The 26,123-nt window shown below is 60.9% G+C and carries 15 protein-coding genes; 10 read left to right on the top strand and 5 right to left on the bottom strand.

The features are described from left to right. The first annotated feature begins 39 nt into the window (after positions 1-39). From EJA72_RS16060 to EJA72_RS16035, 6 genes are all read left to right on the top strand, one after another. Complete coding sequence (locus EJA72_RS16060) at positions 40-1,359, top strand: MdtA/MuxA family multidrug efflux RND transporter periplasmic adaptor subunit (RefSeq protein WP_157712409.1); 1,320 nt, start codon at positions 40-42, stop codon at positions 1,357-1,359. Beyond that, positions 1,356-4,460: an MdtB/MuxB family multidrug efflux RND transporter permease subunit gene (locus EJA72_RS16055; RefSeq protein WP_157712408.1), complete on the top strand. Its 3,105-nt coding sequence runs from the start codon at positions 1,356-1,358 to the stop codon at positions 4,458-4,460. Before EJA72_RS16060 ends, EJA72_RS16055 begins: the two co-directional genes overlap by 4 nt. After that, entirely contained in the window at positions 4,457-7,564 is a 3,108-nt protein-coding gene (locus EJA72_RS16050; RefSeq protein ID WP_157712407.1) for an efflux RND transporter permease subunit, read from the top strand. Before EJA72_RS16055 ends, EJA72_RS16050 begins: the two co-directional genes overlap by 4 nt. Next, a complete protein-coding gene (locus tag EJA72_RS16045; protein ID WP_157712406.1) occupies positions 7,561-9,042 on the top strand; it encodes an efflux transporter outer membrane subunit in 1,482 nt (493 codons plus the stop codon). The genes EJA72_RS16050 and EJA72_RS16045 overlap by 4 nt, the downstream gene beginning before the upstream one ends. 362 nt (positions 9,043-9,404) lie before the next feature. Then, a complete protein-coding gene (locus tag EJA72_RS16040) occupies positions 9,405-11,501 on the top strand; it encodes a bifunctional diguanylate cyclase/phosphodiesterase (RefSeq protein WP_157712405.1) in 2,097 nt (698 codons plus the stop codon). Between the two features lie 102 nt (positions 11,502-11,603). Beyond that, positions 11,604-12,350 carry an SDR family oxidoreductase gene (locus EJA72_RS16035; RefSeq protein ID WP_157712404.1) on the top strand — a complete coding sequence of 249 codons (747 nt, stop codon included), beginning with the start codon at positions 11,604-11,606 and terminating at the stop codon, positions 12,348-12,350. Positions 12,351-12,500: 150 nt separating this feature from the next. On the opposite strand, the gene mapR is transcribed toward EJA72_RS16035, so the two are convergent. The 3 genes from mapR to EJA72_RS16020 all read right to left on the bottom strand — a co-directional run bounded on the left by mapR (position 12,501) and on the right by EJA72_RS16020 (position 15,925). After that, positions 12,501-13,910 (bottom strand): GntR family transcriptional regulator MpaR, encoded by a 1,410-nt coding sequence (gene mapR, locus EJA72_RS16030; protein ID WP_157712403.1) that lies wholly within the window; start codon positions 13,908-13,910, stop codon positions 12,501-12,503. 169 nt (positions 13,911-14,079) lie between these two features. Next, complete coding sequence (gene ccoG, locus EJA72_RS16025) at positions 14,080-15,510, bottom strand: cytochrome c oxidase accessory protein CcoG (RefSeq protein WP_157712402.1); 1,431 nt, start codon at positions 15,508-15,510, stop codon at positions 14,080-14,082. A 181-nt stretch (positions 15,511-15,691) separates the two neighbouring features. Then, complete coding sequence (locus EJA72_RS16020) at positions 15,692-15,925, bottom strand: DUF3203 family protein (protein WP_157712401.1); 234 nt, start codon at positions 15,923-15,925, stop codon at positions 15,692-15,694. 135 nt (positions 15,926-16,060) lie between these two features. On the opposite strand from EJA72_RS16020, the gene EJA72_RS16015 reads away from it, so the two are divergent. Continuing rightward, entirely contained in the window at positions 16,061-16,561 is a 501-nt protein-coding gene (locus tag EJA72_RS16015; protein WP_157712400.1) for an MgtC/SapB family protein, read from the top strand. Between the two features lie 7 nt (positions 16,562-16,568). Here EJA72_RS16015 and EJA72_RS28975 read toward each other — a convergent pair whose 3' ends face one another. Then, entirely contained in the window at positions 16,569-16,736 is a 168-nt protein-coding gene (locus tag EJA72_RS28975) for a hypothetical protein (protein ID WP_178129392.1), read from the bottom strand. 196 nt (positions 16,737-16,932) lie between these two features. Here EJA72_RS28975 and EJA72_RS16010 point away from each other — a divergent pair, with 196 nt between their 5' ends. The 3 genes from EJA72_RS16010 to glgB all read left to right on the top strand — a co-directional run bounded on the left by EJA72_RS16010 (position 16,933) and on the right by glgB (position 24,688). Further along, positions 16,933-18,930 (top strand): alpha-1,4-glucan--maltose-1-phosphate maltosyltransferase, encoded by a 1,998-nt coding sequence (locus EJA72_RS16010; RefSeq protein ID WP_157712399.1) that lies wholly within the window; start codon positions 16,933-16,935, stop codon positions 18,928-18,930. 182 nt (positions 18,931-19,112) lie between these two features. Next, entirely contained in the window at positions 19,113-22,454 is a 3,342-nt protein-coding gene (treS, locus tag EJA72_RS16005; protein WP_157712398.1) for a maltose alpha-D-glucosyltransferase, read from the top strand. A gap of 2 nt (positions 22,455-22,456) precedes the next feature. Next, positions 22,457-24,688 carry a 1,4-alpha-glucan branching protein GlgB gene (gene glgB / locus EJA72_RS16000; RefSeq protein WP_157712397.1) on the top strand — a complete coding sequence of 744 codons (2,232 nt, stop codon included), beginning with the start codon at positions 22,457-22,459 and terminating at the stop codon, positions 24,686-24,688. Positions 24,689-24,845: 157 nt separating this feature from the next. Here glgB and EJA72_RS15995 read toward each other — a convergent pair whose 3' ends face one another. Continuing rightward, positions 24,846-25,916 (bottom strand): autotransporter outer membrane beta-barrel domain-containing protein, encoded by a 1,071-nt coding sequence (locus tag EJA72_RS15995; protein ID WP_157712396.1) that lies wholly within the window; start codon positions 25,914-25,916, stop codon positions 24,846-24,848. Positions 25,917-26,123: the final 207 nt, after the last annotated feature.

Genomic DNA, 26,123 nt, shown 5'->3' with positions numbered 1-26,123 from the left:
TTATCGTTCAGCCTCATGTAAAAGAAGCCCACGCGCCCAATGGTTGATCATTCAATGCAATCCTTCGCTCCCCGTAACTCCCGTCGCTGGCTGTTTGGCCTGCTTGTCCTGTTGGTCATCGCTGGCCTGTGCTGGAAATTCTGGCCCGGCGGTACTGACCACAAAACGGGCGAAAAGCCGAAAGCCGTCGCCGGCCACACCGGCAAGTCGGGGGGCATGCGACCTGGGTTCGGCGGGGCGACCGGGCCGGTACCGGTGCGTGTGGCGCCAGCGGTCAAGGGCGACTTTGCGCTGTATTACAAGGCGCTGGGCACCGTGACGGCGTTGAACACCATCAATGTGCGCAGCCGGGTTGGCGGCGAATTGATCAAGATCTCTTTCGAAGAAGGGCAAATGGTGAAGGCGGGGGACCTGCTGGCCGAGATCGATCCGCGTCCTTACCAGAATGCCTTGCTTCAAGCTGAAGGCACGTTGCTGCAAAACCAGGCGCAACTGAAAAACGCCCAGGTCGACGTCGAGCGCTATCGCGGCCTGTACCGCGAAGACAGTATCGCCAAACAGACCCTGGACACCGCTGAAGCGCTGGTCGGCCAGTATCAAGGCACGGTCAAGACCAATCAGGCCGCAGTCAACGATGCCAAGCTCAATCTGGAATTCACCAAGATCCGCGCACCGATTGCCGGTCGCGTAGGCCTGCGTCAGCTGGACGTCGGTAACCTGGTGGCGGCGAACGACACCACCGCGCTGGCGATCATCACCCAGACCCAGCCGATCAGTGTTGCGTTCACCCTGCCGGAAAACAGCCTTGAAACCGTGCTGGCCCGTTATCGTTCCGGCGCAAAACTGCCGGTGGAAGCCTGGGATCGCGGTGACATGAAACTGCAAGCCAACGGCGTGTTGCAGAGCCTGGACAACCAGATCGACGTCACCACCGGCACCCTGAAATTCAAGGCCCGTTACGAGAACCGCGACCAGTCGCTGTTCCCCAACCAGTTCGTCAACGTCCACCTGCTGGCCGACACCCTCAAAGGCGTGGTGCTCGCACCCTCGGCGGCGATCCAGTTCGGTACCAACGGCACGTTCGTCTACGCCCTGGACGCCGACGGCAAGAAGGTCACGATCCGTCAGTTGAAGGTAGGTGCCAGTAACGGCGAAAACACCGTGATTACCGAAGGCTTGGCCGTGGGCGATCGGGTCGTCCTGGAAGGCACCGACCGTCTGAAGGAAGGCAGCGAAGTGGAAGTGGTCAACGACACCAAGGATGTACCGACTACTCCGACCGGGCATCTGCAAGGCAAATCGGCGGCCAGCAGCACTGAACCTGCGACCACAGACAAGGTGAAAAAGGGCGGCGCATGAACATCTCGCGGCTGTTTATCCTTCGCCCGGTAGCCACCACGCTGAGCATGCTGGCCATTATCCTGGCCGGCATCATCGCCTACCGGTTGTTGCCCGTGTCGGCATTGCCTCAGGTCGACTACCCGACCATTCGCGTCATGACGCTCTATCCCGGCGCCAGCCCGGACGTCATGACCAGCGCCGTGACCGCGCCCCTTGAACGGCAGTTCGGGCAGATGCCCGGCCTGACCCAGATGGCCTCGACCAGTTCTGGCGGCGCGTCGGTGCTGACCCTGCGTTTCAGCCTCGACATCAACATGGACGTCGCCGAGCAGCAGGTGCAAGCCGCGATCAACGCTGCGACCAATTTGCTGCCCAAGGACCTGCCGGCACCGCCGGTGTACAACAAGGTGAACCCGGCTGACACCCCGGTGCTGACCCTGGCCATCACCTCCAAGACCATGCTACTGCCCAAACTCAACGATTTGGTCGACACGCGCATGGCGCAGAAAATTGCCCAGATCAGTGGCGTCGGCATGGTCAGCATTGCGGGCGGCCAGCGTCAGGCCGTGCGCATCAAGGTCAACCCCGAAGCCCTGGCGGCCAACGGCCTGAACCTGTCGGACGTGCGCACCCTGATCGGCGCGTCCAACGTCAACCAGCCGAAAGGTAACTTCGACGGCCCGACCCGGGTTTCGATGCTCGATGCCAACGATCAGCTGACTTCACCGAAGGATTACGCCAACCTGATTTTGGCCTATGCCAACGGTGCGCCGTTGCGGCTCAAGGACGTGGCGGAAATCGTCGACGGTGCCGAGAACGAGCGCCTGGCGGCCTGGGCCAATGAAAACCAGGCGGTGCTGCTGAACATTCAGCGCCAGCCGGGTGCCAACGTCATCGAAGTGGTCGACCGCATCAAGGCCTTGTTGCCGAGCATCACCGACAACCTGCCGGCCGGCCTCGACGTCACCGTCCTGACTGACCGCACCCAGACCATCCGCGCCTCGGTCACCGATGTACAACACGAACTGCTGATCGCCATCGCGCTGGTGGTCATGGTCACGTTCCTGTTCCTGCGTCGGGCCAGCGCCACGATCATCCCGTCGGTGGCCGTGCCGCTGTCGCTGATCGGCACCTTTGGCGTGATGTACCTCGCGGGTTTCTCGGTCAACAACCTGACCCTGATGGCCCTGACCATCGCCACCGGTTTCGTGGTGGACGATGCGATCGTGATGCTGGAAAACATTGCCCGATTTATCGAAGAGGGCGACAGCCCGCTGAATGCCGCGCTCAAGGGCGCCAAGCAGATCGGCTTTACCCTGATTTCCCTGACCCTGTCGCTGATCGCGGTGCTGATCCCGCTGTTGTTCATGGCTGACGTAGTGGGGCGGCTGTTCCGTGAGTTCGCCATCACCTTGGCGGTGGCCATCCTGATTTCCCTGGTGGTGTCCCTGACACTGACGCCGATGATGTGCGCGCGTCTGCTCAAGCGTGAACCGAAGGAAGAAGAGCAGGGCCGTTTCTACCGGGCCAGCGGTGCAGCAATTGACTGGATGATCGCGGCTTACGGACGCAAGTTAACGTGGGTTCTCAAGCACCAGCCGCTGACGTTGCTGGTGGCCGTGGCTACGTTGGCGCTGACCGTGTTCCTGTACATGGTCGTGCCCAAGGGATTCTTTCCGGTGCAGGACACCGGGGTGATCCAGGGGATTTCCGAGGCGCCGCAGTCGATTTCCTTCGCAGCGATGAGCGAGCGGCAGCAGGAACTGGCGAAAGTCATCCTCGCCGATCCGGCGGTGGAAAGCCTGTCGTCCTACATTGGCGTCGACGGCGACAACTCGACGCTCAACAGCGGTCGCTTGCTGATCAACCTTAAATCCCACAGCAATCGTGACTTGAGCGCGACCGCGGTGATTGCCCGCCTGCAACCGGAACTCGACAAACTGGTTGGCATCCGCCTGTTCATGCAGCCGGTGCAGGACCTGACCATCGAAGACCGGGTCAGCCGCACGCAGTATCAATTCAGCATGTCGTCGCCGGACTCGGAATTGTTGAGCCTGTGGAGCGGTCGTCTGGTTGAAGCGCTGGCACAACGGCCGGAGCTGACCGATGTCGCGAGCGACTTGCAGGACAAGGGTTTGCAGGTCTATCTGGTGATCGACCGCGATGCGGCGTCGCGGGTTGGCGTGTCGGTGTCGAACATCACCGACGCGCTGTATGACGCCTTCGGTCAGCGGCAGATTTCCACGATCTACACCCAGGCCAGTCAATACCGCGTGGTGCTGCAATCGCAGTCCGGCGAGAAGATCGGCCCGGACGCGCTGAACCAGATTCACGTCAAGACCACCGATGGCGGACAAGTGCGCCTCGCCAGCCTGGCCCACGTCGAAGAGCGTCAGGCGCAGCTGGCGATTACCCACATCGGCCAGTTCCCGGCGGTAATGATGTCCTTCAACCTCGCGCCGGGTGTGGCGCTGGGCCAGGCGGTGGAAATCATCGACCAGGTGCAGAAAGACATCGGCATGCCAATTGGCGTGCAGACGCAGTTCCAGGGTGCGGCCGAGGCTTTCCAGGCCTCGCTGTCGAGCACCTTGCTGCTGATTCTGGCGGCGGTGGTGACCATGTACATCGTGCTCGGCGTGTTGTACGAGAGTTATATCCACCCGATCACCATTCTCTCGACCTTGCCCTCGGCGGCGGTCGGCGCCTTGTTGGCGCTGCTGCTCAGTGGCAATGACCTGGGGATGATCGCGATCATCGGCATCATCCTGCTGATCGGCATCGTGAAGAAGAACGCGATCATGATGATCGACTTTGCCCTCGATGCCGAACGCAACCAGGGCATGGCGCCGGAGGCCGCGATCTATCAGGCGGCACTGCTGCGTTTCCGGCCGATCCTGATGACCACGCTGGCCGCTTTGTTCGGTGCGGTGCCGTTGATGCTGGCCACCGGTTCCGGTGCGGAACTGCGCCAACCGCTGGGTCTGGTGATGGTCGGCGGTTTGCTGGTCAGCCAGGTGCTGACGCTGTTCACCACGCCGGTGATTTATCTGTACTTCGACCGGCTGGGGCGACGCTGGGGCCACAAGTCTGAAGCCGTGGAAGCGGTAGAGCAGCCATGAACCTGTCCGGACCTTTCATCAAGCGCCCGGTCGCGACCATGTTGCTGAGCCTGGCGATCATGCTGCTGGGCGGCGTGAGCTTCGGCCTGTTGCCGGTGGCGCCGCTGCCGCAAATGGACTTCCCGGTAATCGTGGTCCAGGCCAGCCTGGCCGGTGCCAGCCCCGAAGTGATGGCCTCGACCGTGGCCACGCCGCTCGAGCGTTCCTTCGGCGCCATCGCCGGGGTCAACACCATGAGCAGCCGATCCAGCCAGGGCTCGACCCGGGTGATCCTGCAATTTGACCTCGACCGCGACATCAACGGCGCGGCGCGGGAAGTGCAAGCGGCGATCAACGCCTCGCGCAACCTGCTGCCGAGCGGGATGCGCAGCATGCCGACCTACAAGAAGGTCAACCCGTCCCAGGCGCCGATCATGGTGCTGTCGCTGACCTCGGATGTGTTGGAGAAGGGCCAGCTTTACGATTTGGCCTCGACCATTTTGTCCCAGAGCCTGTCTCAGGTGCAGGGCGTGGGTGAAGTGCAGATCGGCGGCAGTTCGCTGCCGGCGGTGCGCATCGAGCTAGAACCCCAAGCGCTCAACCAGTACGGCGTGGCGCTGGACGATGTGCGCAACACCATTGCCAACGCCAACGTACGACGCCCCAAGGGCTCGGTCGAAGACGGCGAGCGCTTGTGGCAGGTCCAGGCCAACGATCAACTGGAAAAGGCCAAGGATTACGAGTCGCTGATCATTCACTACGCCAACGGCGCTGCGCTGCGCCTGAAGGATGTGGCCAAGGTCAGCGACGGCGTCGAGGACCGCTACAACAGCGGCTTCTTCAATGATGACGCGGCGGTGCTGCTGGTGATCAACCGCCAGGCCGGCGCCAACATCATCGAGACGGTCAACGAGATCAAGGCCCAGCTGCCGGCGCTGCAAGCGGTGCTGCCGGCCAGCGTCAAGCTGAACCTGGCGATGGACCGCTCGCCCGTGATCAAGGCGACGTTGCACGAAGCGGAAATGACCCTGCTGATTGCCGTGGCGCTGGTGATTCTGGTGGTGTTCCTGTTTCTCGGTAACTTCCGCGCCTCGCTGATTCCGACGCTGGCGGTGCCGGTGTCGCTGGTCGGTACCTTTGCGGTGATGTACCTCTACGGATTCTCCCTGAACAACCTGTCGCTGATGGCGCTGATCCTGGCCACGGGGCTGGTGGTGGACGATGCCATCGTGGTGCTGGAGAACATTTCCCGGCACATCGACGAAGGCATACCACCCATGAAAGCCGCGTACCTCGGCGCCAAGGAAGTCGGCTTCACCTTGCTGTCGATGAACGTCTCGCTGGTGGCGGTGTTCCTGTCGATCCTGTTCATGGGCGGGATCATCGAAAGCCTGTTCCGCGAATTTTCCATCACGCTGGCGGCGTCCATTGTGGTGTCGCTGGTGGTTTCACTGACACTCACGCCCATGCTCTGCGCGCGATGGCTCAAGCCACACACGCCGGGCCAGGAGAACCGTTTGCAACGCTGGAGCCAGCGCGCCAACGAGTGGATGGTCGGCAAATATGCGACCAGTCTCGACTGGGTCCTGCGCCATCGTCGACTGACGCTGCTCAGTCTTCTTTTGACAATTGGCGTTAACGTTGCGCTGTATGTGGTTGTTCCTAAAACGTTTCTACCGCAGCAAGACACCGGGCAGCTGATCGGTTTCGTGCGCGGCGACGATGGACTGTCGTTCAGCGTGATGCAGCCGAAAATGGAAACCTTCCGCCGCGCCGTCCTCAAGGACGACGCCGTGCAAAGCGTGGCCGGGTTCATCGGTGGCACCAACGGCACCAACAACGCCTTCATGCTGGTGCGCCTGAAACCGATCAAGGAACGGAACATTTCTGCGCAGAAGGTCATCGAGCGCCTGCGCAAGGAAATGCCCAAGGTGGCCGGTGCACAGTTGATGCTGATGGCGGATCAGGACCTGCAATTCGGCGGCGGTCGCGAACAGACCACGTCGCAGTATTCCTACATTCTGCAAAGCGCCGACCTGGGCGAATTGCGTGAGTGGTATCCGAAGGTCGTCACCGCGCTCAAGGCCTTGCCGGAGTTGACCGCAATTGATGCCCGCGAGGGGCGCGGCGCGCAACAGGTGACGCTGATTGTCGATCGTGATCAGGCCAAGCGCCTGGGCGTGGACATGAGCATGGTCACCGCCGTGTTGAACAACGCCTACAGCCAGCGGCAGATTTCCACTATCTACGACAGCCTCAACCAGTATCAGGTGGTGATGGAGGTCAATCCGAGATACGCACAGGACCCTATCACCCTGAAACAGGTTCAGGTGATCACGGCCGATGGCGCGCGGATTCCGCTGTCGACCATCGCCCATTACGAAAACAGCCTGGAAGATGACCGTGTCAGCCACGAAGGCCAGTTTGCGTCCGAGAGCATTTCCTTCGACATGGCCGAAGGCGTGACGGTGGAGCAGGGCACGGCCGCCATCGAGCGTGCGATTGCCAAGCTCGGCATGCCGGAAGACGTGATTGTGAAAATGGCCGGCACCGCCGACGCGTTCGCCGCCACCCAGAAAAGTCAGCCGTGGATGATTCTCGGCGCGCTGGTGGCGGTGTACCTGGTGCTGGGCGTGCTGTATGAAAGTTACGTGCACCCGCTGACGATTCTGTCGACCCTGCCGTCGGCCGGGGTCGGCGCGTTGTTGTCGATCTACGCGTTGGGGGGCGAGTTCAGCCTGATCTCGTTGCTGGGCCTGTTCCTGTTGATTGGCGTGGTGAAAAAGAACGCGATTTTGATGATCGACCTGGCGCTGCAACTTGAACGCCATCATGGCATGGCACCGTTGGAATCAATTCGCAGCGCGTGCCTGCAACGTCTGCGGCCGATTCTGATGACCACCCTGGCGGCGATCCTCGGTGCCTTGCCGTTGCTGCTCAGCCGTGCCGAAGGCGCGGAAATGCGCCAGCCGCTGGGCCTGACCATTATCGGCGGGCTGATCTTCAGCCAGGTGCTGACCCTCTACACCACCCCGGTGGTTTACCTCTATCTCGACAAACTGCGCCATCGCTTCAATAAATGGCGTGGGGTGCGTACCGATGCTGCTTTGGAAACTCCGCTATGACTGACCGATCGCTTTTGAACCTGGCTGCACCGCTGATAACGGCCCGAGGCTCGCGTTTGTTGAGCCTGTCGCTGTGCATTGCGCTGCTCAGCGCTTGCGCCATCGGCCCCGATTACCACCGTCCGCAAACGGCCGAGCCGGTGCAATACAAAGAGGCGGCAGGCTGGCGTCAGGCCAACCCGAGCGATGCGCTGGCTCGCGGCGCCTGGTGGGAGCTGTATGGCGATCAGCAGCTCAATGGCCTGATCGAAAAACTCAACAGCGCCAACCAGACGGTCGCCCAGTCCGAAGCGCAATACCGCCAGGCCCAGGCCTTGGTGCGCAGCGCCCGTGGTGCGTTCTTTCCGACGGTGGACCTGACCGCCGGCAAAAACCGCTCCAGCCAGGGCACCGGCAGCAGCAACTCAAGCCTGAGCAGTTCCTCCAGCGGCATTCGTAACACCTACACCGCGCAAGCCGGCGTCAGCTGGGAGGCCGATGTCTGGGGCAAGCTCCGTCGTGGGCTGGAGGCCGACACCGCGAATGCCGAGGCGAGTTTTGCCGATCTGGCGGCGATGCGCCTGAGCCAACAGTCGGAACTGGTGCAGAACTACCTGCAATTGCGCGTGATCGATCAACAGAAACGCTTGCTGGAAGCGACGGTCGAGGCGTATCAGCGCTCGCTGAAAATGACCGAAAACCAGTATCGCGCCGGTGTCTCCGGCAAAGATGCGGTGGCCCAGGCGCAAACCCAGCTCAAAAGCACTCAGGCCGACCTCGTCGACCTGATCTGGCAGCGTGCCCAGTTCGAGAACGCTATCGCCGTACTGATCGGGGTCGCACCGGCGGAGTTTGGCCTGGCTGAAACCCGCGATATCCCGGAGTTGCCAGAGGTACCGCTGACACTGCCTTCGCAACTGCTCGAACGCCGTCCGGACATCGCCTCGGCCGAGCGCTCAGTCATCGCCGCCAACGCGAACATCGGTGTGGCCAAGGCCGCTTATTACCCGGACCTGACGCTGAGCCTGAACGGCGGTTACAGCAGCAGTACGTCATCCAACTGGTTCACCGTGCCGAACCGCTTTTGGTCGGTCGGGCCGCAACTGGCCATGACTTTGTTCGACGGCGGCCAGCGTTCGGCGGAAGTCGATCGCAGTGAAGCGGCCTACGATGAAACCGTCGCCAAGTACCGTCAGACCGTGCTCGACGGCTTCCGCGAAGTGGAAAACTACCTTGTTCAGCTTAAAGTCCTGGAAAACGAAGCCGAGGTGCGTCAGCAGGCATTGGACGCGGCCCGGGAATCCCTTCGTTTGATCCAGAACCAGTACAAGGCCGGGCTGATCGCTTACCTCGACGTGGTCGTGGTTCAGGCCACGGCGTTGAACAATGAACGCAACGTGCTGGATTTGCAGCAAAGTCGCCTGATTGCCAGTGTGCAGCTGATTGCGGCGTTGGGCGGTGGTTGGGATGGGGCGTTGGAGATGAGTAAAGCGCAATAGCCATTCGTGGGTAGACAGCCGAGCCTCAGTTCGCTTGTAGCAGCTGTCGAGCTTGCGAGGCTGCGTTCGGCTGCGGAGCAGTCGTGAACTCAGGTGGCTCGGTGCATCTGGAGAAATTCATTTTCATTTTTTACGACTGCTTCGCAGCCGAACGCAGCCTCGCAAGCTCGGCAGCTGCTACAGGCGGATGCAGCGGCTGCATGTGGCAAACGCGTCTTCTGTGAGGGCTCAAACAAGCGTTTCATCGGCTTGATGGCCCTTTGCTGATTTTGTCAGTGCGTTCTCCAGCGCAATCAGTACAATCGCCCCTTTTGCCCCCCCTTGAATGGACGCTAAACGGCGGGGTGTTCGCGAGAAGTCTCATGCTCATTGGTAGCTATTCCCCCACGCTGGTTATCATCTCGCTCTTTGTAGCGATTCTCGCCTCCTATACCGCACTCGACCTGACCGGGCGTATAGCCACGGCCAAGGGGCGGGCGGTGCATTTGTGGACGGCGGGTGGAGCTTGCGCCATGGGCATCGGCGTGTGGTCGATGCACTTCATCGGCATGCTCGCGTTCAAACTGCCCATCGACCTGGGCTATGACCTTGGCATCACGCTGTTGTCGCTGCTGACCGCCATCCTGTCCTGCGGATTCGCCCTGTGGCTGGTCAGCCAACCGCGACTGCCTGCCTGGCAACTGGCGTTCGGCGCGCTGATCATGGGCGCCGGTATCAGCGCCATGCATTACACCGGCATGGCGGCCATGCGCATGCAGCCGGGCATCGATTACGACCCGACGCTGTTCGGCGCTTCGCTGATCATCGCAGTCGGTGCCTCGGGCGCGGCATTGTGGATTGCTTTCCGCCTGCGCCAGTCCACGCCTTACGTCAGTCTGATCCGCGGCGGCGCGGCGGTGATCATGGGCGTCGCGATAGTCGGCATGCACTACACCGCGATGGCGGCCGCACGTTTTCCGGACGGCAGTTTCTGTGGCGCGGCCGTCGATGGCCTGAGCGGCAAGGGACTGGACAATCTGGTGCTGATCACCACCCTGGCGGTCTTGAGCATTGCCTTGCTGACGTCGATCCTCGATGCACGGCTCGAGGCGCGCACGGCCAGTCTGGCCCAGTCGCTGACCGAGGCGAACCGCGAACTGACCCAACTGGCTCTGCACGACACCCTGACCGGCCTGCCCAATCGGATCTTGCTGGCCGATCGCATCGATCAGGCCATGTCGAGGGTTGAAGCGGAGGGTGGCTGTTTTGCGTTGATGTTCATCGATCTGGACGGCTTCAAGCCGGTAAACGATGCTTTCGGTCACCACATGGGTGATCAGCTGTTACGTGAAGTCGGGCTGCGACTGCGTGAAGATCTGCGCAGCCAGGACACGCTGGCGCGCATAGGCGGTGATGAATTTGTGCTGCTTGTTCAGCTCGGCGAACAGAACGACGCCGTGAGCCTCGCAGCTCGACAGGTCAGCCTGATCGCGCGTTCGTTCCGGGTCGCCGAACATGAATTGCAGATATCCGCCAGCGTGGGCATCTCGCTGTATCCGGGCAACGGCCAAACCGCCCACGAACTGCTGATGAACGCCGACGCGGCGATGTATCACGCCAAGGGCGCGGGCAAAAACGGCTACAGCTTCTTTGACGCCTCGATGAACAGCAACGCGCGCAAACAGCTGCAACTGCTGCAGGATTTGCGCATGGCCGTCGAACAGCGGCAATTCAGCCTCTATTACCAGCCGAAATTCGATGCCAGCAACGGCCAACCGGTAGGCGCCGAGGCGTTGCTGCGTTGGGAGCATCCGACTCAGGGCATGCTGCTGCCGGACAAATTCATCGACCTGGCCGAGAAAACCGGGCTCATCATTGCGATTGGCGATTGGGTGCTCAACGAAGCCTGCCGTCAGATGCGCGAGTGGTACGTGCTGGGCTACACCGATTGGCGTATCGCGGTGAACCTCTCGGCCTTGCAGTTCTGCCATGCCGGGCTGGTCCAGAGCGTCGCGAAGGCACTGGCCACGCACCATTTGCCGGCCAATAGCCTGACCCTCGAAATCACCGAAACCACCGCCATGAGCGATGCCGATGCGAGCATGACGGTGCTTCAAGAGTTGTCGGAAATGGGCGTCGACCTTTCCATCGACGACTTCGGTACCGGCTACTCAAGCTTGATGTACCTCAAGCGCCTGCCAGCCAACGAGCTGAAAATCGACCGCGGGTTCGTGCGCGACCTGGAACGTGACAGCGATGACGCCGCTATCGTTTCCGCCATCGTCGCGCTGGGGCAGGCGCTGGGTTTGCGCATTGTCGCCGAAGGCGTGGAAACCGACGTTCAGCAGGATTTCCTGACCCAACTCGGCTGCGATTCGTTGCAGGGTTACTGGCTCGGGCACCCGCTGCCAGCCGATCGTTTCATGGCGGATATTCATCGGGCGGAGCAAAAGGCGACCGCAGCAGATTTGGTTGTGTAGCGGCTGCCACACGATGTCTTTGCCATGGAGCCCATGCAAAAACCGGGAATGACGGTTATTCTTTGCCCCGACAGCTTACGCTTGGACTGGGGGAATGCTCGCATGGACAAAGTCATCGTCATCACCGGCGGCAGCCGCGGCATCGGCGCCGCGACGGCACTGTTGGCCGCGGAAAAAGGCTATCGGATCTGTATCAACTACCAGGCCGATGAGCAGGCGGCGCACGCGGTGTTGGCGCAAGTCCGAGCCCTGGGTGCCCAAGCCATCGCGGTGCGTGCCGATGTCAGCATCGAAGACGAAGTGATCGCCCTGTTTCATCGTGTGGACACCGAACTCGGACGGGTCACGGCGCTGGTGAATAATGCCGGCACCGTGGGGCACAAGTCCCGGGTCGACGAAATGTCCGAATTCCGCATTCTCAAAATACTGAAAACCAATGTGCTGGCGCCGATCCTCTGCGCCAAGCACGCGGTCCTGCGCATGTCGCCCAAGCATGGCGGGCAGGGCGGCAGCATCGTCAACGTCTCGTCGGTGGCCGCGCGCCTCGGGTCGCCCAACGAGTACGTGGACTACGCGGCCTCGAAAGGGGCGCTCGACAGCTTTACGATCGGTTTGTCCAAGGAAGTGGCGGGCGAGGGTATTCGGGTCAACGCGGTGCGGCCGGGGTACATCTACACCGACTTTCATGCGTTGAGCGGGGACCCGGATCGGGTGAGCAAGCTTGAGTCGGCGATCCCGATGGCCCGGGGTGGGCGACCGGATGAAGTGGCGGAGGCGATTGTGTGGTTGTTGTCGGATAAGGCGTCTTATGCGACGGGGACTTTTGTTGATCTGGGTGGTGGGCGGTAGCCTGTAGAGTTTTGCGGTGTCTGTTCTGGCCTCATCGCGAGCAGGCTCGCTCCCACATTAGATTGATGTGAGCACACTTGTTGTGAACACCACAGATCTCCTGTGGGAGCGAGCCTGCTCGCAATGAGGCCGGCATGTTCACCGGATATTTTAGAACGACCGCACAATCCGCCCCAACGTCTCCATCGCCTTCTCCGCCGCCTCATCCCACGGGCTGCCGTAATTCAACCGGATACAATTCCTGAATCGCTGCGTCGGTGAAAATATCGGCCCCGGCGCAATGCTGATCCCCTGCGCCAATGCCATCTGAAACAACTTCAACGAATCCATCTGTGCCGGCAATTCCAGCCACAAAAAGTAGCCCCCCGCCGGTTGGCTGACGCGGGTCTGCGCCGGAAAGTAGCGAGCAATGGCCGCGAGCATCGCGCTCTGCTGTTCTTCCAGCGCATAACGCAATTTACGCAAATGCCGGTCGTAGCCCCCATGCTGCAAATAGTCGGCAATGGCGGCCTGGGCCGGCATCGAGGCGCAGAGCGAGGTCATGAGTTTGAGGCGTTCGATCTTCTGCGCGTAGCGCCCGGCAGCGACCCAGCCGATGCGGTAGCCGGGCGCGAGGCTTTTGGCGAACGAGCCGCAATGCATCACCAACCCTTCGGTGTCGAACGCTTTCGCCGGCTTCGGTGCGTGCTGACCGTAATAGAGTTCGGCGTAGACGTCGTCTTCGATCAGCGGCACCTGATGGCTGCGCAACAGTTCCACCAGCGCCTGTTTCTTCGCCTCGGGCATGCTGGCGCCCATCGGGTTCTGGAAACTGGTCATGCACCAGCAGGCCTTGATCGGGTGACGTTCCAGGGTCTGCGCCAGTACGCCGAGGTCAATACCGTCCCGGGGGTGCACAGGGATTTCCACGGCTTTGAGCTTCAGTCGCTCCAGTATTTGCAGGCAGGCATAGAACGCCGGGGCTTCGATGGCCACCAGGTCGCCGGGCTCGGTCACCGCTTGCAGGCACAGGTTCAGCGCTTCCAGTGCGCCGTTGGTGATCAGCAGTTCTTCCATGGGCAACATCAGGCCGCCGACCATGTAGCGCAGGGCGATTTGTCGACGCAGGTGCGGGTTGCCCGGCGACATATCGGTGACGACCATGCGCGGGTCCATGTCCCGGGACGCACTCGCCAGGGAGCGCGACAGCCGTTGCAGGGGAAACAGGGTCGGGCTGGGGAACGCCGAGCCGAAGGGCACGGTGTTCGGGTCCTTGATCGAGTCGAGCACCGAGAACACCAGCTCGCTGACGTCGACTTCGGTGGATTCGTTGACCTGGCTGCTGATCACCGGCTCGGAAAACGGGCTCGGCGCATGGGTGTTAACGAAGTAGCCCGAGCGCGGTCGGGCGCGGATCAACCCGCGGCGTTCGAGCAGGTAATAGGCCTGGAACACGGTGGACGGGCTGACGCCGTAAGTCTGGCTGGCATAGCGTACCGAGGGCACGCGCTGGCCGGGGCCGAGGACGCCGGAGCGGATCAGTTCAGCGATGTCGTCGGCGAATTTTTCGTAGCGTTTCATCGAGTGCCCGGATTGAAATTATCGGTTTGTGGCGAGGGAGCTTGCTCCCGCTGGGGTGCGAAGCGCCCCCAAGAATTTACGACTGCTGCGCAGCCGAGCGGGAGCAAGCTCCCTCGCCACAGTTTTAACAGTGCTCCAACAGTGCCCCAGAACGCCGCAGTCTAAAGGATCACCTGTTCATCGGCGCCACAAACCGGCTATTGGCCACGCTGTAAATGCCCGGCTCATCACTGTCGACCACCTTGAAGCGCAGGGTCTGCGAACTGCTGCTCGGCCGGTCAGCCGTCATCGCCACCGACACCGGCACATCGACGATCTCACCCGGTGCCAGGCTCAATTCGGTCTTGCCTTGCAACTGAAAACCGTCGCCATCGACCAGGCTCAGGCGGTAAGCCTGACGCTGCTGGGTCTTGTTGATGACCTTGAGGCTGTAAATGTTTTCGATCTGCCCCTGGCTGTTTTCCCGGAACAGGCCCCGATCCTTGCTCACATCCAGCGATACCATCGGCCGCTCCACCAGCGCCAGCACCAACGCGCCAATCATCACCAGCAACACGGCGGTGTAGCCGATCAGCCGGGGGCGCAACAGATGCGTCTTGCCACCTTGCAACTGATGCTCCGAGGTATAGCTGATCAGGCCACGGGCGTAGCCCATTTTGTCCATGATCGAATCGCAGGCGTCGATGCACGCCGCACAGCCGATACACTCCATCTGCAGGCCGTCACGAATGTCGATGCCGGTCGGGCAGACCTGCACGCAGAGTTGGCAGTCGATGCAATCGCCCAGGCCGACCTCGGCCGGTGTCACGTCACGTTTGCGCGGGCCACGGTTTTCGCCGCGAGCAACGTCGTAGGAAATGGTCAGGGTGTCCTTGTCGAACATCACGCTCTGGAACCGCGCATACGGGCACATGTGCATGCACACTGCTTCGCGCAGCCAGCCCGCGTTGATGTAGGTCGCGCCGGTGAAAAACAGCACCCAGAACAGACTGACGCCGCTCATTTGCCAGGTCAGCAGTTCCTCGGCCAGCGGCCGGATGGGCGTGAAGTAGCCGACGAAGGTCAGGCCGGTCAGCAGGCTGATCGCCAGCCACAACGTGTGCTTGGCCGAACGGCGCATCACCTTGTTCAGGCCCCAGGGGGCGGCTTGCAGCTTGATGCGCTGGTTGCGCTCGCCCTCGGTGATTTTCTCGCACCACATGAAAATCCAGGTCCAGGAACTCTGTGGGCACGTGTAACCACACCAGACCCGGCCGGCGAACACGGTGATCGCGAACAGGCCAAACGCAGCGATGATCAGCAACGCCGACAACAGGATGAAATCCTGGGGCCAGAACGTCGCGCCGAAGATGTGGAATTTACTGTCGGCAAGGTCCCAGAGCACCGCCTGACGGTCGCCCCAGTTCAGCCACACGGTGCCGAAAAACAACAGGAAAAGAAACCCCGCGCCGCCCATGCGCAGGGTGCGGAACAGTCCGGTGAAGCTGCGGGTGTGGATCAGGTTGTCGCTGGACTTGGCCCTCATCTTTGGACGCGAAGGCTCGAAAGTCTGTACTGAAGCGGTGCTTTCAACTAATCGGACGGGGATTCTATCGCTCATGGTCTTTCGCTCATCAGCCTCCATCAGGCCAGAGCACTATGAGCGTCGATCTGTTTGCATAACAGACTCAGGTATCGCAATAAAAAGCGGATCAGATGCTGGCTGATCCGCTGCCTGCGACAAGTTGAAGCACCTGTTGGCGGCTATATCCGGCGTCCAGCGATGCGGTTGACCGGATCAGTCAAATAACCGAATCACTGTCCGTGGCCTTCAAATGCCGGCGACCGTCCACAGCGCCTGCTACGGTCAATGCATCGGCTTCTGCTTCAGTGATGTAAACGCGCTGGCCGTTGATGTCCACCGCTGACATGGCTTTTTCCGAGTCGGTAATGATGGTCACGTCGGGGCACAGACGAATTTCTTCGCCGTTTTCGAGGGTGAAAAAGCAGGTCTGGTTTTCGATGCGAACGGTCATGGGCAGGTCCTTTTTGAGCGGGTTCTACAGTGTTAGGGCGCATCGGCCGGGCATCGTTCTGTGCAACCGATTAATGGTCGGCGCGGTCCATCCAGAATCGAGCGATTTTCCATCCATCAGCACAAGGACAGCGACATGAACGCGTGGTGGCATGAGGTGTGGGTGACCCTGCAAGCCGAATTCGCCGACATCGGCGACGCCTCGCAACTGACGCGAATCACCGTCAGGTTGCTGATCGCCGCCCTCCTGGGCGGCATCCTCGGATTCGAGCGTGAACACAAGGGCAAGGCCGCCGGGGTGCGCACCCACATGTTGGTCGCACTGGGCGCCGCCTTGTTCGTGCTGGTGCCGCAAATGTCCGGCTCACAGGCAGACGCCATGAGCCGCGTGGTCCAAGGCGTGATCGCGGGCATCGGCTTCCTCGGCGCCGGGACCATCCTGAAAAACCAGGAAGGCGACGAAGGCCACGTCAAAGGCCTCACCACCGCCGCCGGGTTGTGGATGACGGCGGCGATTGGTGTGGCGGCGGGGTTGGGAAGGGAGTCGACGGCGGTACTGAGTACGCTGCTGGCGTTGGGGGTTTTCAGTGTGATGCCGAAAATCGTGAAGCTGCTCGACAAGGATCACATCCCGTAAATTGTCATCATTCTGGTTGCACAATCACCGGCGGCACGGTCGTCGGCGGTTCCTCACGCGGTGGCGCGGTAGTCTCTGGCGGATCTTGCTCCGGCACCGGTTGCGGCTCCGTAGGCGGGATGGTCGGTTGATCGATGTTCGGATCGGGTGTTTCAGCCGGGATTGGAATGCTCATGGTTGAGGTCTCCTGTGGCACATGGCGTGAGTCGTGCTTAAGTGTGTTGACCACTGCGTAAAGGATTTGATTCACCCGAAGTCTCAGGCAAATCCCGGTGAACTTTTACGGCTACCGGTTGCTCGGAACCTAGGTGAGTCAATTCAAGGAACATCAGACACAAGAGCGTCCATGGGGCGTAAAGGAGAGATGCTCGATGACTGCCGAAAAACCGACAGAACTGAACTACAACCCTCATATGCCACTGTCGCAGGCGTTGCTGCTGCCGCGTATCGCGATTGAAAACACCATGCCGATCCTTGATGGCGGGCAGTTTGCAGTCAAGGCGGTCGAAGGGCAGGACGTGGTGGTGACCAGCAAGGTGTTTGCCGATGGTCACGACAAGCTGGCGGTGCGCATCCGCTGGCGCGCTGACGGTGATGAGGTCTGGCACAGCGAAGTCATGGGCGAGCTCGGCAATAACGGCTATCAGGGCGAGTTCCGCGTCGAGCGCCAGGGCCGCTATGTGTTTTGCGTTGAGGCCTGGATCGACCAGTTCGCCAGTTTCCGTTATGAACTGGAGAAAAAGCATTCGGCGCGGGTACCGGTCAGTCTTGAACTGCAGGAAGGCCGGACGCTGGTTCAACACGCCGCCGAACGTGCCGACGGACCGCTGAGCGAGCAGCTCGCGGCGCTGCACCATGAACTGGCGGGGCTGCTGGAAACCGAGCAAGTCGCACTGTTTTTGCACGCGCGCAGCGCCGAGTTGATGGCCCAGGCCGACCACCGCGCGTACCTGAGCCTCAGCCCTGAATACCCGGTAGACGTCGAGCGGGAATTGGCGCAATTCGCCAGCTGGTATGAATTGTTTCCGCGCTCGATCACCGACAATCCGGCGCGCCATGGCACCTTTAACGACGTGCATTCGCGGCTGCCGATGATCCAGGACATGGGCTTCGATGTCCTGTATTTCCCGCCGATCCATCCCATCGGGCGGAGCTACCGCAAAGGCCCGAATAATTCCCTGACCGCCGGGCCGGACGATCCGGGTAGTCCCTACGCGATTGGCAGCGCGGAAGGTGGGCATGAAGCGATCCACTCTGAACTGGGCACCCGCGAGGATTTTCGCCGGCTGGTGGCCGCGGCGGCGGATCATGGCCTGGAAATCGCCCTCGATTTCGCGATCCAGTGCTCCCAGGATCACCCTTGGTTGCAACAGCATCCCGGCTGGTTCAACTGGCGGCCGGACGGCACGATCAAATACGCCGAAAACCCGCCGAAAAAATACCAGGACATCGTCAACGTCGACTTCTATGCCGTCGAGGCGATTCCGAGCCTGTGGGTCGAGTTGCGCGACATCGTGGTGGGTTGGGTCGAGGAGGGCGTGAAGATCTTTCGCGTCGATAACCCTCACACCAAACCATTGCCGTTCTGGCAATGGCTGATCGCCGATGTGCGGGCGTTGTACCCCGAGGTGATCTTCCTCGCGGAAGCCTTCACCACGCCGGCGATGATGGCGCGCCTGGGCAAAGTCGGTTATTCCCAGAGCTACACCTATTTCACCTGGCGCAACACCAAGTATGAGCTCTCGACCTATTTCGCCGAGCTCAACCAATCGCCGTGGCGCGAGTGTTATCGGCCGAATTTCTTCGTCAATACACCGGACATCAACCCGGCTTTTCTGCATGAGTCCGGGCGCGCCGGGTTCCTGATCCGCGCGGCGCTGGCGACCATGGGCTCGGGCCTTTGGGGCATGTATTCAGGGTTCGAGCTGTGCGAAGCCGCGCCGGTGCCGGGCAAGGAGGAGTACCTCAATTCGGAGAAGTACGAAATCCGTCCGCGAGACTTCAATGCGCCGGGCAACATCATTGCCGAAATCGCTCAGCTCAATCGCATACGCCGACAAAACCCGGCGTTGCACACGCACCTGGGCCTGACGCTCTACAACGCGTGGAACGACAACATCCTGTATTTCGGCAAGCGCAGTGCAGACGGCAGCAATTTCATTCTGGTGGCGGTCAGCCTGGATCCGCATAACGTTCAGGAGGCGAATTTCGAGTTGCCGCTGTGGGAAATGGGCTTGCCTGACGATGCTCACACCCAGGGCGAGGACCTGATGAACGGCCACCGCTGGACGTGGTATGGCAAGTATCAATTCATGCGGATTGATCCGGCGTATCAGCCGTTCGGGATTTGGCGGATTACTGCCCCCTAGATGCCATGGCAAGGGGCCTTTGTGGCGAGGGGATTTATCCCCGCTGGGCTGCGAAGCGGCCCCCAAATAATCAGGCAACCCATTCCTTCAGCCGAATTTTTACGACTGCTTCGCAGCCGAACGGGGATAAATCCCCTCGCCACAAGTAAGCGTTGCTGAACCGAGTTCAACAGGAGTTTCACATGGCGAAGAAACCCAAGGCAGCCACCTTCATCAAAGACCCGCTCTGGTACAAGGATGCGGTGATCTACCAGGTTCACGTTAAGTCTTTTTTCGACTCCAACAATGACGGGATCGGCGACTTTCCCGGTCTTATTGCCAAACTTGATTACATAGCCGACCTCGGCGTCAATACCATCTGGCTGCTGCCGTTCTACCCGTCGCCCCGTCGCGATGACGGCTACGACATTGCCGAATACCGTGGCGTGCACCCGGATTACGGGACCATGGCCGACGCCAGGCGCTTCATCGCCGAGGCCCACGAACGGGGTTTGCGGGTCATCACCGAACTGGTGATCAACCACACCTCGGACCAGCACGCCTGGTTCCAGCGGGCGCGCAAGGCCAAGCCCGGTTCGGCGGCGCGGGACTTCTACGTCTGGTCCGACGACGACCATAAATACGACGGCACCCGCATCATCTTCCTCGACACCGAGAAATCCAACTGGACCTGGGACCCGGTGGCCGGCCAGTATTTCTGGCACCGTTTCTATTCCCACCAGCCCGACCTGAATTTCGATAACCCGCAAGTCATGAAAGCCGTGCTGTCGGTGATGCGTTACTGGCTCGACATGGGCATCGACGGCCTGCGCCTGGACGCCATTCCCTACCTGATCGAACGCGACGGCACCAATAACGAAAACCTGCCCGAGACCCACGACGTCCTCAAGCAGATCCGGGCCGAGATCGACGCCAACTACCCGGACCGCATGCTGCTCGCCGAAGCCAATCAATGGCCGGAAGACACACAACTTTACTTCGGCGACACCGACGCCAAGGGCCTCAATGGCGACGAGTGCCACATGGCGTTCCACTTCCCGTTGATGCCGCGCATGTACATGGCGCTGGCCCAGGAAGACCGTTTCCCGATTACCGATATTCTGCGCCAGACCCCGGAAATCCCCGCTAACTGCCAATGGGCAATTTTCCTGCGCAACCACGATGAGCTGACCCTGGAAATGGTCACCGACAAGGAACGCGATTACCTGTGGAATTACTACGCGGCGGACCGCCGGGCGCGGATCAACCTGGGGATTCGCCGGCGCCTCGCCCCGTTGATGGAGCGTGATCGTCGGCGCGTTGAGCTGCTCAACAGCCTGCTGCTGTCGATGCCGGGCACGCCGACCTTGTACTACGGCGATGAAATCGGCATGGGCGATAACATCTATCTCGGCGACCGTGACGGCGTGCGCACGCCGATGCAATGGTCCATCGACCGCAACGGTGGGTTCTCCCGCGCCGATCCGGCGAGCCTGGTGCTGCCACCGATCATGGACCCGCAATACGGTTATCTGTCGGTCAACGTCGAAACCCAGGCCGGTGACCCGCATTCGTTGCTGAACTGGATGCGGCGCATGCTCGCCGTGCGCAAGCAGTCCAAGGCGTTTGGGCGCGGCACGCTGAAAATGCTTTCGCCGAGCAACCGGCGGATTCTGGCCTACACCCGTGAATTCACCGGACCGGATGGCAAATCCGAAATCATCCTGTGCGTGGCCAACGTCTCGCGCAGTGCGCAAGCGGCGGAGCTCGATCTGTCTGCGTATGCCGGCATGGTCCCGGTGGAGATGCTCGGCGGTAATGCGTTTCCGCCCATCGGCCAGCTGAATTTCCTGCTGACCCTGGCGCCGTACGGTTTCTACTGGTTTGGCCTGGCGGCAGAAAACCAGATGCCGAGCTGGCACGTGGAACCGGCGCAAAGCCTGCCGGACTTCACCACCCTGGTGCTGAAGAAACGCATGGAAGAACTGCTCGAAGCCCCGTCCCGGACCACGCTGGAGCAGGGCATCCTGCCCAACTGGTTGCAGAACCGCCGTTGGTTCGCCGGCAAGGACGCGACCATCGAGAAGGTCAACCTGGCCTATGGTGTGCGCTTCGGCGACCCGCAGCATCCGGTGTTATTGAGTGAAATCGAGGTGACCAGCGGCGGCCATACCAGCCGCTATCAACTGCCCTTTGGTTTTATCGCGGAAGATCAGGTCGGCGCCCCGTTACCGCAACAACTGGCGCTGTCCCGCGTTCGACGCGGGCCGCAGGTCGGCTTGATCACCGATGCGTTCGCCCTGGAAAACTTTATCCGCGCCGTGCTGCAGGGCATGCAGAACCGCACCGTGTTGCCTTCGGATGGCGGCGAGATCCGCTTCGAACCGACGGACGAACTGGAGAAACTGGGCCTCACCGCCGAATCCGAGGTGCGCTACCTCTCCGCCGAACAGTCCAACAGTTCGGTGGTGATTGGTAAAAGCCTGGTGCTCAAGCTGATCCGCAAAGTCGCCTCGGGCACTCACCCGGAGCTGGAGATGAGCGCCTACCTGACCGGCGCCGGGTTCGCCAACATCTCGCCATTGCTCGGCTCGGTGGTTCGGCGCGACGGCAAGGGTGAAGACAACCTGCTGATGATTGCCCAAGGTTATCTGAGCAATCAGGGCGATGCCTGGGAGTGGACCCAGAACAACCTGGAACGGGCGTTGCGTGACGAACTCGCTGATGCCATGTCCGAACAGGAACAGCACTACAACGCCTTGGGTGAGCTGAAGGATTTCGCCGGGATGCTCGGCCAGCGTCTCGGTGAAATGCACCAGGTGCTGGCGGCGCCCACTGACAATCCGGATTTCGCTCCCCAAATCACTTCGCAAAAAGACGCACTGGTCTCAGCCAAGGACGTCGCCGCGCAACTGGAGCACGCGCTGAAGTTGCTCAAGCAACATCAAAACGAACTGAACCCTGCGGACAAAGCGTTGGTCAGTCGTTTACTGGACAACAAGAAAACCATCCTCAGCCATGTTCAGGACCTGGGCAAACAAGCCGCTGGCGGATTACGCATCCGTGTCCATGGCGATTTGCACCTGGGGCAAGTGCTGGTGATCAAGGGCGATGCCTACCTGATCGACTTCGAGGGTGAGCCCGCGCGTCCGTTGAGCGAGCGTCGGGGCAAGCACAGCCCGTACAAGGACGTCAGTGGCGTGCTGCGCTCCTTCGATTATGCGGCGGCGATGACGATCAACGTGCACAACGTCGACAACACCGTCGATGCGCAAGCAGCACGACAGCGGGTAGCAGATCGTTATTTAAATGAGGCGAAACAGGCATTTGTCGACGCTTATCGGCTGGCGGCAGCTAGTCTTGCTCATGCGTGGCAAGATCCGGGAGGCGAGGACGCCGCGCTGGCGTTGTTCGGTCTGGAGAAGGCGGCTTACGAGGTGGCGTATGAGGCGGAGAACCGACCTGCATGGCTGCCTGTGCCGTTGCACGGTTTATATGGATTATTGAGTGGGCTTAAACCCTTTTCCGATCTTGGTGGAGAGTAGTCATGAGTTTCTCGAACAAGGAACAGGGTCACGCTAAAGAGGCGCTACTGCCCAGATCGCGGGACATCGACGCGCTAGTGCGCGCCGAACATCACGACCCTTTTGCAATTCTCGGCCCGCACGGCGACGACGCTGGCGGACAATTCATTCGGGCTTATCTGCCGGACGCGTTGAGCGTTCAGGTGCTGGCCAAGGACTCCGGTGAAGAACTCGGCCAACTTGAGGCAACCCAGACACCGGGGCTGTTTGTCGGCCATTTCGATCGGGCCCAGCCGTACGTGCTGCGCACCCGTTGGGCCGGCGGCGAACAAATCTCCGAAGACCCTTACAGCTTTGGCCCATTGCTCGGCGAGATGGATTTGTACCTCTTCGCCGAGGGTAACCATCGCGACTTGAGCGGTTGCCTGGGCGCGCAGCTGAAAAATGTCGATGGTGTCGATGGCGTGCGTTTCGCCGTGTGGGCGCCCAATGCCAGGCGCGTGTCGGTGGTCGGTGACTTCAACAACTGGGATGGCCGTCGGCACCCGATGCGCCTGCGTCATCCCTCGGGTGTCTGGGAAGTGTTCATTCCGCGCCTGCAAGCGGGGGAGACCTACAAGTACGAAATCCTCGGCGCCCACGGCATTTTGCCGCTCAAGGCCGACCCGGTGGCGCTGGCCACCTCCCTGCCGCCCGACACCGCGTCAAAAGTCGCCTCGCCGCTGAATATCGATTGGCAGGACCACGACTGGATGCAATCCCGTGGTGACCGCCAGCGGCCAAGCGCGCCGCTGTCGATCTATGAACTGCACGCCGGTTCGTGGCAATGCGAGCTCGATGACCTGGGGGAAGTCGCCCGTCAGTACACCTGGAAGGAGTTGGGTGAACGCCTGATTCCGTATGTGAAGGAACTGGGGTTTACCCACATTGAACTGATGCCGATCATGGAGCACCCGTTTGGCGGTTCATGGGGCTATCAGCTGCTGTCGCAGTTTGCCCCGAGCGCTCGTTATGGTTCGCCGGATGACTTCGCGGCCTTCGTCAACGCCTGTCACCAGGCCGAGATTGGCGTGATCCTCGACTGGGTGCCGGCGCACTTTCCCACCGACGTCCACGGCCTCGCCCAGTTCGACGGCACTGCGCTCTACGAATATGGCAACCCCCAGGAAGGTTTTCATCAGGACTGGGACACGCTGATCTACAATCTGGGCCGCACCGAAGTGCACGGTTATATGCTCGCTTCGGCGCTGCATTGGCTCAAGCATTTCCACGTCGATGGCCTGCGGGTCGATGCCGTCGCCTCGATGCTGTACCGCGATTATTCGCGCAAGGCGGGCGAGTGGGTGCCTAACCGTCACGGCGGCCGGGAAAACCTTGAAGCCATCGACTTCCTGCGCCACCTCAACGACGTTGTCGCCCTGGAAGCGCCGGGTGCGCTGGTGATTGCCGAGGAATCCACCGCGTGGCCGGGTGTCAGCCAAAGCACCCAGCAAGGCGGGCTGGGCTTCAACTACAAGTGGAACATGGGCTGGATGCACGATTCGCTGCATTACATCCAGCAGGACCCGGTGTACCGCGCCCACCATCACAATGAACTGAGTTTCGGCCTGGTGTATGCCTGGTCCGAGCGGTTCATCCTGCCGATCTCCCACGATGAAGTGGTGCACGGCAAGCATTCGCTGATCGACAAGATGCCCGGCGACCGCTGGCAGAAATTCGCCAACCTGCGGGCGTACCTGAGTTTCATGTGGACCCATCCGGGCAAGAAGCTGTTGTTCATGGGCTGCGAGTTCGGCCAATGGCGCGAGTGGAACCACGATCAGCAACTGGATTGGTACTTGCTGCAATACCCGGAACACCAAGGGGTGCAGAAGCTGGTTGGCGACCTTAACCGGCTGTACCGCGAAGAGCCGGCATTGCATGAGCAGGACGATGCGCCGCAGGGCTTCCAGTGGTTGATCGGTGATGATGCGATCAATAGCGTTTATGCGTATCTGCGCTGGAGCAAAGAAGGGCGGCCGGTGTTGGTGGTGGCCAACTTCACGCCGGTGCCGCGCGAGGCTTACCGCATTGGTGTGCCGTTTGCCGGGCGCTGGACGGAAGTGGTCAACAGCGATTCGGCGACGTATGCCGGTTCCAATTATGGCAACAGCGGCGGGGCGTTTACCGAGGAAACACCGAGCCATGGCCAGGCGCTGTCGCTGGTGCTGAACTTGCCGCCGCTGGCGGTGTTGATTTTGCGGCCGGAGGGTTGATCTACTGACTCCGAGGCGCTGCCATCGCGAGCCGGCTCGCTCCCACAGGTTCAGTGCTCCCACAGGGAGGGTGCAATCCCTGTGGGAGCGAGCCGGCTCCGGGCGGCGTTCCGACGATGGCGTCAGCCCAGACAAAACAATGCTTGCTGCCAGCCCCTCACCACCGCATCCGCACCCCCAGGCTGCCAATCAACCCGTTCAAATCATTGTCATCCACATCACTGCTGTAATCGGCGCTGACATACAGGCTCACCGCCGGTGTCACCTTGGCCACCAATCCCAACCCCAACTCGACTGTCGAGGAATTGCGGCTGCTGCTGATTTTGTCGACCTGATCGAGGGTCACGGTGTTGCCGGTGTACACGGTGTGCCACAAGTTGGTCCGCACATAGGGTTCGACAGGCAGGCCATTGATGTCGTAACTCCCTTTCAATTTGGCACCGACCCGACCACTCCATGACGTCAGGTCGCTGGACGAGGCATTGCCCGAACCGGCGTATGGCGTATCCAGCGTAATGCGCTGATTGATCAATTGCGCCTGGGGTTCGACCACCCAGTTATCGCTCAGGCCAATCGGGAATCCACCTTCGACCGAGAGGGTCATCGCGCTGCCTTCGGTGGCTTGTCGGGCGCCTTGTTCGTTGCGGCTGAAACCATTGACCCGGCCGCCGCTGGCGGTCAAATCAACGTGCCAGCCCTGGGCACCGATCAAACTCCAGTAGGCGCCGAGGCTCTGGCCTTGCAGGTTGAGGGTGTCGCTGTTCGGGTTGGCCAGGGCCGGGCTGGTCACCAGGCCGTTGCTGTTGCCCTGAAACTGAGTCAGGCCGCCGATCAACCCGACTCGCTGAGTCTGACCGTTACTGGTTTGCAAGGTGAGAATCGGCGGGCTCTTCAATTCACCTGCACCGGAGAAGGTAGACCCCAGCGCCAGGTAATCGGTCTGTGCCTTGCGCGAGGCCTGCCCATAGAGCTGATCCCAGGCTGACGGGGCAGCGTCTTCGGTGGTCAGGTGTGTACTTCGTAAATCCGGAATGATGCCAAATCGGCCAGGGTAGGTTGCCGCGATTGCAGTGGTCAGGTTAAGGACCGGGACATCCTGGCGGTACCAGGGTGTTGTGTCTTCCTCCGCAGGCGAAGCCTGCACTTCAATGGAGGAGCACAGCAGGAGTGAACTCGAGACAGTGCAAAAAGTAACTTTGATCTCTTGTGAGGTGAATGAAGTTTTCATGGAGGTCTACCTTGCAATCGCATTCCGTATCTCGCTCTGGCGTCTCTCCTACCCCGAATGAGGGGCGACCGAATGGATGGGGGCAAGCCTCTGCCCGCCCGTTATTACGGGTGTCTGGGGTTTGTCCCTGATGGTACTTCCGGGGGTAGTACGGTGAAGCTAAGAAGACCCGTGGCCTTGCGTCAAGAAAATGGCCGATAAGTGGTA

The organism is Pseudomonas sp. PB120 (assembly GCF_009761815.1).
Classification (GTDB): domain Bacteria; phylum Pseudomonadota; class Gammaproteobacteria; order Pseudomonadales; family Pseudomonadaceae; genus Aquipseudomonas.
The sequence above is the reverse complement of the archived record's forward strand: the minus strand, read 5'-3'. Positions and strand labels throughout refer to the sequence as shown.

Bases quoted from the DNA above. Each gene is read 5' to 3' on its own strand.
- EJA72_RS16060 (WP_157712409.1), top strand. From the start codon at position 40: ATGGTTGATCATTCAATGCAATCCTTCGCTCCCCGTAACTCCCGTCGC.
- EJA72_RS16055 (WP_157712408.1), top strand. From the start codon at position 1,356: ATGAACATCTCGCGGCTGTTTATCCTTCGCCCGGTAGCCACCACGCTG.
- EJA72_RS16050 (WP_157712407.1), top strand. From the start codon at position 4,457: ATGAACCTGTCCGGACCTTTCATCAAGCGCCCGGTCGCGACCATGTTG.
- EJA72_RS16045 (WP_157712406.1), top strand. From the start codon at position 7,561: ATGACTGACCGATCGCTTTTGAACCTGGCTGCACCGCTGATAACGGCC.
- EJA72_RS16040 (WP_157712405.1), top strand. From the start codon at position 9,405: ATGCTCATTGGTAGCTATTCCCCCACGCTGGTTATCATCTCGCTCTTT.
- EJA72_RS16035 (WP_157712404.1), top strand. From the start codon at position 11,604: ATGGACAAAGTCATCGTCATCACCGGCGGCAGCCGCGGCATCGGCGCC.
- mapR (WP_157712403.1), bottom strand. From the start codon at position 13,910: ATGAAACGCTACGAAAAATTCGCCGACGACATCGCTGAACTGATCCGC.
- ccoG (WP_157712402.1), bottom strand. From the start codon at position 15,510: ATGAGCGATAGAATCCCCGTCCGATTAGTTGAAAGCACCGCTTCAGTA.
- EJA72_RS16020 (WP_157712401.1), bottom strand. From the start codon at position 15,925: ATGACCGTTCGCATCGAAAACCAGACCTGCTTTTTCACCCTCGAAAAC.
- EJA72_RS16015 (WP_157712400.1), top strand. From the start codon at position 16,061: ATGAACGCGTGGTGGCATGAGGTGTGGGTGACCCTGCAAGCCGAATTC.
- EJA72_RS28975 (WP_178129392.1), bottom strand. From the start codon at position 16,736: ATGAGCATTCCAATCCCGGCTGAAACACCCGATCCGAACATCGATCAA.
- EJA72_RS16010 (WP_157712399.1), top strand. From the start codon at position 16,933: ATGACTGCCGAAAAACCGACAGAACTGAACTACAACCCTCATATGCCA.
- treS (WP_157712398.1), top strand. From the start codon at position 19,113: ATGGCGAAGAAACCCAAGGCAGCCACCTTCATCAAAGACCCGCTCTGG.
- glgB (WP_157712397.1), top strand. From the start codon at position 22,457: ATGAGTTTCTCGAACAAGGAACAGGGTCACGCTAAAGAGGCGCTACTG.
- EJA72_RS15995 (WP_157712396.1), bottom strand. From the start codon at position 25,916: ATGAAAACTTCATTCACCTCACAAGAGATCAAAGTTACTTTTTGCACT.